This window comes from Streptomyces alkaliphilus, assembly GCF_014141535.1.
Classification (GTDB): domain Bacteria; phylum Actinomycetota; class Actinomycetes; order Streptomycetales; family Streptomycetaceae; genus Streptomyces; species Streptomyces alkaliphilus.
Genome location: NZ_VKHT01000140.1, coordinates 1 through 7,681 on the forward strand (window position 1 = coordinate 1; position 7,681 = coordinate 7,681).

Sequence of the window (7,681 nt, forward strand, 5' to 3'; positions counted from 1 at the left end):
CCGCAGACCCGCGTCCGGCGCTGGGTGGAGATCAACGGCACCCGCCACCAGATCTCCCGCCCCACCCTGGTCCTGGGCCGCAGCACCGAGTCCGACGTGCGGATCGACGACCCCGGCGTCTCCCGTCGGCACTGCGAGATCCAGGCGGGGGACCCCCCCGCCGTGCGTGACCTCGGCTCGACGAACGGCATCGTGGTGGACGGCCGCCCCACCAAGCACGCTACGCTCCGCGACGGCTCACGGATCATCGTGGGCAGTACGACCATCATCTACCGGCAAGCCGAAGGGTGAAGCGGGGGCAATGTCAGAACTGACCCTGACGGTCATGCGGCTGGGATTCCTGGCCGTCCTGTGGCTGTTCGTCATCGTGGCCGTTCAGGTCATCCGCAGCGATCTCTTCGGTACCCGCGTCACCCAGCGTCGGGTCGCCACGGCCGGGCCCCGTCGCGGCCCGGACCAGCGGGCCCCGCAGGGTCGCCGGCAGCAGCAGCCCGCCGAACGCTCCGGCGGTCGGCGACGGCGCGGCGCGCCGACGAAGCTGGTCGTCACCGAGGGTTCGCTGACCGGCACCACTGTCGCCCTGCAGGGCCAGACCATTACGCTCGGCCGGGCGCACGACTCGACCATCGTGCTGGACGACGACTACGCCTCCGGCCGCCACGCCCGGATCTACCCCGATCGCGACGGCCGGTGGATCGTGGAGGACCTCGGATCCACCAACGGCACCTTCCTCGGTCGTTCCCGGCTGACCGGGCCCATGCCCATCGATCCCGGTTCCCCCGTGCGGATCGGCAAGACGGTCATCGAGCTGCGGAAGTAGGGTCGGACCCACACATGACGACCAGAGGGCGGGCACCGTGCGGAGATCCACGGAACCGATGGATGAGGCGAGCATGAGCCTGGCACTGCGATTCGCCGCCGGATCCCACACCGGCATGATCCGGGACCACAACGAGGACTCCGGCTACGCCGGTCCCCGGCTGCTCGCCATCGCCGACGGCATGGGTGGTCAGGCGGCCGGTGAGGTCGCCAGCTCCGAGGTCATCTCGGCCCTCGTCCAGCTCGACGACGACATCCCCGGCTCGGACATCCTCACCTCCCTGGACGACTCCGTGCAGCGGGCCAACGCCCGGCTGCGCGGCATGGTGGAGGAGGACTCCCGCCTCGACGGCATGGGCACCACGCTGACCGCCCTGCTGTGGACGGGGCAGCGCCTGGGCCTGGTGCACGTCGGTGACTCCCGCGCCTACCTGCTGCGCGACGGGCTGCTCACCCAGATCACCCAGGACCACACCTGGGTGCAGCGGTTGGTGGACGAGGGGCGGATCACCGAGGAGGAGGCCGGCACCCATCCGCAGCGTTCGCTGTTGATGCGGGCGCTGGGCAGCGCCGACCAGGTGGAGGCCGACCTCTCGGTTCGGGAGGTCCGCACCGGGGACCGCTACCTGCTGTGCTCCGACGGGCTGTCCGGTGTGGTCAGCCACGAGACGCTGCAACACACCCTGGGGGCCTTCGCCCCGCCGCCGGAGACGGTGCGCGAGCTGATCGACCTCGCGCTGCGCGGCGGTGGCCCGGACAACATCACCTGCATCGTGGCCGATGTCCTGGACACCGGTCGGGGTGAGGGCGACACCCTCGCCACCCAGCTCAACGACGCGCCGCAGATCGTCGGCGCGGTCGCCGAGGTCCGTCCGGGCCGTCGGGAGTCGGGCGGCGGGGAGACGCCGGCGGCGCGCGCCGCCGAGTTGAACCGCTCCGGCGGGGACGGTCGGACCGACGAGGACGACCTCCTGGGTTCCTTCGGGGACGAGTACCGCCGGGACCGGCCCCGGCGTCGCTGGTGGAAGCGCGGGATGCTGCTGGTGCTGGTGCTCGGGCTGGTGGGTGCCGCCGGCTGGGCCGGTTGGCGCTGGACGCAGGACCAGTACTTCGTGGGGGCCAACGGCGACCACGTCGCGGTCTTCCGCGGGGTCAGCCAGGACCTCGGCCCGCTGAGCCTGAACAGCGTGCACCGCGATCACCCCGAAATCGCACTGGAGTGCCTGCCGGAGTACCAGCGCGGCCTGGTCGAGAACGCCATCCCCGCCCGCGACCTGCGCGAGGCCGAGGAGAAGATCGTCGAGCTGACCGAGGACACCGCGGCCTGCCGCGAGGAGGCCGAGGCCGGGGCCGAGCCCGAACCGACCGAGGAGCCCGGCGCCGAGGAAGCCGGCACCGAACCGGAGGAGCCAGCCGACCCGGACCCCTCCGCCCAGCCCACCGGCACCCCGGACACCGCGGACGCGGCCGGCGCCCCCGACCCCGTCCCGGCCCGCGCCGGGAGCTGACGCCGAACGAACGAGCCATGAGCAGCACGCGCACCCCGACCGGAGCCCACGGCGCCGCCCCCGGCGCCGATCCGGCGACCGGCAACACCACCGTGGGCTCACTCGCCCCGCCGAGCAGGCGCAACACCGAGCTGGCCATGCTCGTGTTCGCGGTCCTGATCCCCGTCCTGGCCATGGCCAACATCGGCTTGGCCAAGGAGGGTTCACTGCCCCCCGGCATGCTGGGGTACGGGGCCGGACTCGCCGCCATCGCGGGCATCTCGCACCTGGTGGTGCGCCGCTTCGCGCCGTACGCGGACCCGCTGATGCTGCCCATCGCCACCCTGCTCAACGGGCTGGGGCTGGTGCTGATCTGGCGGCTGGACCTGGAACCGACCATCACCACCGCCCGCCTCGGCGGGGAGATGGCGCCCAACCAGCTGATCTGGTCGGCGGTCGGCGTGATGCTCTTCCTGGGCGTGCTGATCCTCCTCAAGGACCACCGCATCCTGCAGCGCTACACCTACATCTCGATGGTGGTGGCGCTGATCCTGCTGATCTCGCCGCTGTTCTTCGGCGAGGTCAACGGCGCCCGGATCTGGGTGACCATCCCCGGCGTCGGCTCGCTCCAGCCCGGTGAGTTCGCCAAGATCGTGATAGCGGTGTTCTTCGCCGGCTACCTCATGGTCAAGCGGGACGCCCTCGCGCTGGCCAGCCGGCGCTTCATGGGGATGTACCTGCCGCGCGGGCGCGACCTGGGCCCGATCCTGCTGGTGTGGGCGCTGAGCCTGATGATCCTGGTCTTCGAGACCGACCTGGGCATGTCCCTGCTGTTCTTCGGGATCTTCGTGGTGATGCTCTACGTCGCCACCGAGCGCACCAGCTGGATCGTCTTCGGCCTGCTGCTGTCGGTCAGCGGCGCGGTCGCCGTGGCGAGCTTCAACAGCCACGTCGGCCACCGCGTGGACAACTGGCTCAACCCCCTCGCGCTGGGCGCCAACGGCGGTGTGACCGAGACCGCGCAGGCGATGTACGCCTTCGGTTCCGGCGGGTTGCTCGGCGCCGGCCTCGGCCAGGGCTACTCGCGACTGATCGGCGGCATCGCCACCAAGAGCGACTACATCCTGGCGACCGTCGGCGAGGAACTGGGGCTGGTCGGGCTGATGGCGGTGCTGCTGCTGTACGGCCTGCTGATCCAGCGCGGCCTGCGCACCGCCCTGGCCGCCCGCGACCCCTTCGGCAAGCTGCTCGCGGTGGGGCTGAGCGGGGTCTTCGCGCTCCAGGTCTTCGTGGTCGCCGGTGGCGTCACCGCGCTGATCCCGCTCACCGGCATGACGATGCCGTTCCTGGCCCAGGGCGGCTCCTCCGTGATCGCCAACTGGGCCCTGGTGGCGCTGTTGCTGCGCATCAGTGACACCGCCCGCCGTCCCGCACCGGAACCGGCGGCCGGGATCGACGCCGAACAGACTCAGGTGGTCCGCACATGAACAAGCCGATGCGGCGGGTCGCGATCTTCTGCGGCCTGCTCATGCTCGCCCTGCTCCTGCGCGTGAACTGGGTGCAGTTCGTCCAGGCCGAGGAGTTGCAGACCGACCCCAACAACCGTCGGGTGGCCATCGAACGGTACGCGCACCCGCGCGGCGACATCATCGTCGAGGGCACCGCGATCACCGGGTCGGAGGTGACCGACGGCACCGACTTCCGGTACAAGCGCACCTACACCGACGGCGAGATGTGGGCGCCGGTCACCGGCTTCGCCTCCCAGGTCTTCGGCACCACCCAGCTGGAGAGCATCTACGACTCGATCCTGACCGGCGACGACGACCGGCTGTTCTTCAGCCGCACCATCGACATGCTCACCGGCAAGGACAAGCAGGGCGGCAACGTCGTCACCACCCTCAACGAGGCCGCGCAGCGCGCCGCCTGGGAGGGGCTGGAGGGCAAGAAGGGCGCGGTCGCCGCGATCGACCCGACCACCGGCGCGATCCTCGCCCTGGTCAGCGCCCCGTCCTACGACCCCTCGACCTTCGCCGGCGGCTCCACCGCCGACGGCGAGGCCTGGGCCGGGCTCCAGCAGGAGAGCAACGAGAACGCCCCGATGCTGAACCGGGCGCTGCGCGAGACCTATCCGCCCGGCTCGACCTTCAAGGTGCTCACCGCGGCGGCGGCGCTGGAGAACGGCCTGCTGAACGACGTGGACGAGTCCACCGACTACCCGGAGCCGTACGTGCTGCCGGACACCGCGGGCGTGGAGCTGGGCAACCAGATCGTCGGCCGGTGCGAGGACGCCTCGATCCGGATCGCCCTGATGGACTCCTGCAACACCGTCTTCGCCGGGCTGAGCGCCGACATCGGCAACGAGGGCATGATCGAGGCCGCCGAGTCCTTCGGCTTCAACGAGGAGGTCTTCGTCCCCGTCCGGGCGGCGGCCAGCGTCTACCCGGAGGACAACCGCCCGCAGAACGCGATGGCGGGCATCGGTCAGGCGTCCAACCGCGCCACCCCGCTCCAGATGGCCATGGTCACCGCGGCCATCGCCAACGACGGCAAGCTGATGGAGCCGTACATGGTGGACCGGCTGGTGGCGCCGAACCTGAACGTGGTCGAGCAGCACCGGCCCTCCGAGTTGAGCCGGCCGCTGTCCCCGGAGAACGCCCAGGCGCTGCAGAGCGCGATGGAGAGCGTGGTCGAGGAGGGCACCGGGCAGAACGCCCGGATCGACGGCGTGCGGGTCGGCGGCAAGACCGGTACCGCGCAGCACGGTGAGGACAACGCGAACCTGCCGTACGCCTGGTTCATCTCCTACGCGATGCCGGAGGACGGCGGCACGCCGGTGGCGGTCGCGGTGGTCGTCGAGGACGGCAGCGCGGAGCGCGACCGGATCTCCGGTGGCGGCCTGGCCGCGCCGATCGCGAAGGCCGTGATGGAGGCCGTGGTCTCCGGCGGGTGACCCGCCCGGCGGGTCGCGCGCCGGCCCCGGATCCGGGGGTTCGGGGGTTCGGGGGTTCGGCGCAACCGATCGGCCTCTTTGACAGTCCTATCCGTGACGGCATCGCACGGCGTCCCCGGCCCGGGGGCGCCGGGGGTGCCCGAACCCGCCCGACGCCCCCCGGGGCGAGCCGCGCGGGGCGGTCCCGGTTGCGCATCGGCGGGTCTCCCGTGTACGGGGGCCCGGTCGCTCCGGGTACCGTATGCGCGGGCGGAACCCCGTACACGGAAGACCGCAGCAGACCGCTCGCCCGACCGGGGAGGCCGGGACCAACGGAGAGGGCTGGAAGCATGGAAGAGCCGCGTCGCCTCGGCGGGCGGTACGAGTTGGGCCGGGTACTGGGACGCGGCGGCATGGCCGAGGTCCACCTGGCCCACGACACGCGTCTGGGCCGCACCGTGGCCGTGAAGACGCTGCGTGTCGACCTCGCCCGCGACCCCACGTTCCAGGCCCGCTTCCGGCGGGAGGCCCAGTCGGCCGCCTCGCTCAACCACCCCGCGATCGTCGCCGTCTACGACACCGGCGAGGACTACGTCGACGGCATCTCCATCCCGTACATCGTGATGGAGTGCGTCGACGGCTCCACGCTGCGCGAACTCCTGCACTCGGGGCGGAAGCTGCTGCCCGAGCGCTCCCTGGAGATGTGCATCGGCATCCTCCAGGCGTTGGAGTACTCGCACCGCAACGGCATCGTGCACCGGGACATCAAGCCCGCCAACGTCATGCTGACCCGCAACGGCCAGGTCAAGGTGATGGACTTCGGCATCGCCCGGGCCATGGGTGACTCCGGCATGACCATGACCCAGACCGCCGCGGTCATCGGCACCGCCCAGTACCTCTCCCCGGAGCAGGCCAAGGGCGAGACCGTGGACAACCGGTCCGACCTGTACTCGGCGGGCTGCCTGCTCTACGAACTGCTGACGGTCCGGCCGCCCTTCGTCGGCGACTCCCCGGTCGCCGTGGCGTACCAGCACGTGCGCGAGGAGCCGCAGCCGCCCAGCGTCTACGACCCGGAGATCCCGGCCGAGATCGACGCCATCGTGCTCAAGGCGTTGATGAAGGACCCGGACTACCGCTACCAGTCGGCGGACGAGATGCGCGCCGACATGGAGGCGTACCTCGACGGGCGTCCGGTGGCCGCCGCGGCGGCGATGGGCGCGGCCGGCTACGGCGGCGGGTGGGGCGAGGACCGCCCCACCCAGGCGCTGCGGGCGCAACAGGGCGGCCCCGCCACCTCGGTGATGGCCCCGTCCGACGACGGCTACGGCAACGGGTACGACGACCGTTACGACGACCGCGACTCCCGCCGCCGGAAGAACAACACCTCCACGGTCCTGCTGGTCGTCGCGGGTCTCCTGGTGCTGGTCGGCGCCCTCTTCATCGGCCGGGCGCTGTTCGGCGGGGACCCACCGAACTCCACCTCGGTACCGAGCCTCCGGGGTCTGGAGTACGAGCAAGCCGTCGGCAGACTGGACAGCGTCGGCCTGGTCGCCGAGGAGGGCGGCGTCAGACCCTGCGAGGACGTCGATGAGGGCCTGGTCTGCGAGACCGACCCCGCGGCCGACACGGAGGTCGAGCGCGGTTCGGTGGTCACGGTGTACACCGCCGCCGGGCCGGAGGACGTGACGATCCCGAACGTCGTCGGCGAGCGCTACGAGGACGCCGTGGCGACCCTGCGCGAGGCCGGTCTGGACGTGGAGCGGCGCAACGAGGTCACCGACGAGGCGGAGGAGGGCACGGTCCTGGGCCAGGATCCGGGCGCGGACGAGGAGGTCGAGCCGGGCTCCACCGTGACCCTGACGGTGGCCACCGCGCCCGAGGACGCCGAGGTGCCCGACGTGGTCGGCCTGTCCTTCGAGGACGCCCAGCGGCGCCTGGAACAGGAGGGCTTCACCGTCGCCCGCCGGGACCGGGAGAGCGGCGACGTGGCGGCCGGCCAGGTACTGGCCCAGGACCCGACCGCCGGCTCGCGACGGGCGCCGGGCAGCCAGATCACCGTCACGGTGGCGCTGGAGCCGCAGCCCACGCAGGTGCAGGTGCCGAATGTCGTCGGCCAGAGCTTCGACGAGGCGCGCGCCCAGTTGGAGGGGCTCGGCCTGCGGGTCGAGCGCCGGGGACCCGGCGGGGGCAACTCCGTGGTGGTCGGCACCGATCCCGGGGCCGGTAACGCCGTGGAGGAGGGCGGCACCGTCCAGGTGTTCACCCAGCGCGGCGGAGGCGACAACGGGGGCAACGGCGGGGACGACGGCGGAGACGACGGCGGCGGCGGGGACGACGGCGACGACGACGGCGGCGGCGGGAACGGCGGCGGCGGCTTCATCGGCGGCATCGGCAACGGCTGACGCCGACGTCGAGGACACGGCCCCGGGGGCGGCCCGATCACCAC

At 72.0% G+C, this 7,681-nt stretch carries 6 protein-coding genes; all 6 read left to right on the forward strand.

Annotated elements, in window-relative coordinates:
- Positions 1 to 291 (forward strand): FHA domain-containing protein (locus tag FNQ90_RS07260; RefSeq protein ID WP_143617670.1); only part of this gene is annotated, 291 nt, incomplete at its 5' end.
- A 10-nt stretch (positions 292 to 301) separates the two neighbouring features.
- Positions 302 to 820: an FHA domain-containing protein FhaB/FipA gene (locus FNQ90_RS07265; protein WP_143617671.1), complete on the forward strand. Its 519-nt coding sequence runs from the start codon at positions 302 to 304 to the stop codon at positions 818 to 820.
- Between the two features lie 73 nt (positions 821 to 893).
- Complete coding sequence (locus FNQ90_RS07270; protein WP_182605552.1) at positions 894 to 2,327, forward strand: PP2C family protein-serine/threonine phosphatase; 1,434 nt, start codon at positions 894 to 896, stop codon at positions 2,325 to 2,327.
- Between the two features lie 17 nt (positions 2,328 to 2,344).
- Positions 2,345 to 3,793, forward strand: a complete 1,449-nt coding sequence (locus tag FNQ90_RS07275) for an FtsW/RodA/SpoVE family cell cycle protein (RefSeq protein ID WP_182605554.1) — start codon at positions 2,345 to 2,347, stop codon at positions 3,791 to 3,793.
- Positions 3,790 to 5,256: a peptidoglycan D,D-transpeptidase FtsI family protein gene (locus FNQ90_RS07280; RefSeq protein ID WP_182605556.1), complete on the forward strand. Its 1,467-nt coding sequence runs from the start codon at positions 3,790 to 3,792 to the stop codon at positions 5,254 to 5,256. Before FNQ90_RS07275 ends, FNQ90_RS07280 begins: the two co-directional genes overlap by 4 nt.
- A gap of 329 nt (positions 5,257 to 5,585) precedes the next feature.
- Positions 5,586 to 7,637: a Stk1 family PASTA domain-containing Ser/Thr kinase gene (gene pknB, locus FNQ90_RS07285; RefSeq protein WP_182605558.1), complete on the forward strand. Its 2,052-nt coding sequence runs from the start codon at positions 5,586 to 5,588 to the stop codon at positions 7,635 to 7,637.
- The last annotated feature ends 44 nt before the right edge of the window (positions 7,638 to 7,681 follow it).